The following is a 255-nucleotide window of genomic DNA, read 5'->3' on the forward strand; positions in this document are numbered from 1 at the left end:
TCTGGATCTGGAGGAGGAATTCGGTGTTGGACTTGGTCTGCTTCATCTTGTCCAGCAGCAACTCGATGGCCTGCTGCTGATCCAGGGCGTGCAGGACCCGGCGGAGCTTCCAGATGATCTGCAGCTCATCGCCCGCCATGAGGATCTCCTCCTTGCGGGTGCCGGAGGCGTCCACATCCACCGCGGGGAAGATCCGCTTCTCCGACAGCTTCCGGTCCAGCTTCAGCTCCATGTTGCCGGTGCCCTTGAACTCCT

The 255-nt window shown here is 61.2% G+C and carries 1 pseudogene; it reads right to left on the reverse strand.

The annotated features are described in order from the left end of the window. A pseudogene (locus QQM67_RS30540) lies at window positions 1-255 on the reverse strand (transcription termination factor Rho); the annotation flags it as partial.

Origin of the sequence: Streptomyces winkii (genome assembly GCF_032248595.1) — a bacterium.
Taxonomy (GTDB): domain Bacteria; phylum Actinomycetota; class Actinomycetes; order Streptomycetales; family Streptomycetaceae; genus Streptomyces; species Streptomyces winkii.